Origin of the sequence: Microcoleus sp. Pol17C6 (assembly GCF_036701145.1) — a bacterium.
In the GTDB taxonomy this organism is placed as follows: Bacteria; Cyanobacteriota; Cyanobacteriia; order Cyanobacteriales; family Microcoleaceae; genus Microcoleus.
The window spans coordinates 1-1,277 of the sequence record NZ_JAUBQH010000171.1 but is presented as its reverse complement, the minus strand read 5'-3'; the positions used below and the strand labels follow the sequence as shown (position 1 = coordinate 1,277).

1 protein-coding gene is annotated in these 1,277 nt (G+C 40.9%); it reads right to left on the bottom strand.

Going from position 1 to position 1,277, the window contains the following annotated elements; translation table 11 throughout:
* Positions 1-21: 21 nt before the first annotated feature.
* Positions 22-1,164, bottom strand: coding sequence for an IS4 family transposase (locus QUA25_RS29250; RefSeq protein ID WP_333043201.1), 1,143 nt, complete (start codon positions 1,162-1,164; stop codon positions 22-24).
* Positions 1,165-1,277: the final 113 nt, after the last annotated feature.

Here is a 1,277-nt window from a genome sequence, read left to right as displayed (position 1 = left end):
CTGGGGGGGTGACAAAGATGCCTAAGAGATAGACCGAATCAGGGTTGCAGCCCGCATACCTTGTTGGTAAAAGCGGCGTTTATTTCGAGTTAACTTTATAAACTGTTCCACTTCTTGGGAATATTTTTCGAGATAATTCACCCACTTTTCTGCATCTAAGCCAACACCAAATGTACTCCGTCTCCGATATCTTTTTTTAGGTTCTTGACGCCGACATACATATTTTTCTACCTGCTTTTTCCTCAGTTCGGTGCCTTCAAATATTGCCGAACTATAGGAGAGTGTCACGAGCAGAATTATGTTAATCAGTCGGTTGCCTTTTAAGCTAGTTCCTTCCAGATCGTAGCCCCCTGTTTTACAATCTCGAAACATTTCTTCAATGCCCATCCGTTTCTTGTAAGCATCGATCGCTGCCCGCAACGACCCTAAATCTGTGAGAATAAACCACGCTTCATCAACCTTCCATGTCCCATAGTTTCTTTTCCACTTACAAGCAAGATCAAATCCAGTGGCAGGTTGAGTTTTTCTCACTCTTTTACCTTGAAAATATAAAGAGGTTCCTGGTACTATTCCTAATTCATCTAACCGCTGCCAAACTAAATGTTCTATTTCGATACAATGATTCCTCTTCAGTCTCAAGCAAAAAGACACACCCTTTTCCTTAAGCCAGTTCCCTAAGTCGATCGAACAAAATTCACGATCTCCTAAAACGATGACTTTATATTCGGAAAATAATGGTAAAATTTGCTGTAGATTTGTAGTCTGTTCCTCGAAGTTGCTGCTGCCCAATTTGGGCAACAATGACCAGTATAATGGAATTGCTCTTCGCTCCCAGATTAAGCTAACCATGAAAAGATTAATACACCCCCATTGGCTCCGATCTATTGCGATTGATAAGGTTTGACCGACAGAGCAATAAGTAGTCAACCAGTAAGTAATTAATGGGAACCAAATTAATTCGATCGTCAAGTGAGGTAAATCTAAAAATCTTTGTAATTTCCGTCGCCGACTTTCGGCTGTAATTAGACAAGGAAACACTCGGGAGAGTCGCTCTAATCTCACTTGTTTTTCCGCTCGCATTAAAGATAATAAGGTTGTCATCACCAAAAACTGAGATGGCGTCAGGTATTTTTGTAAGTGAGTCTGGTAGAATCTTGGTATCATTAATTTTTTAGATAGGCAAGCGTGTAACAATTCTGCTGCCTATCTTTTTTTACCACAAGTTGGCTCAATCCTTACTAGCTATGGGTTTTGGGTGGGTTGTCACCCCCCCAGAA

Bases quoted from the DNA above. Each gene is read 5' to 3' on its own strand.
- QUA25_RS29250 (WP_333043201.1), bottom strand. From the start codon at position 1,164: ATGATACCAAGATTCTACCAGACTCACTTACAAAAATACCTGACGCCA.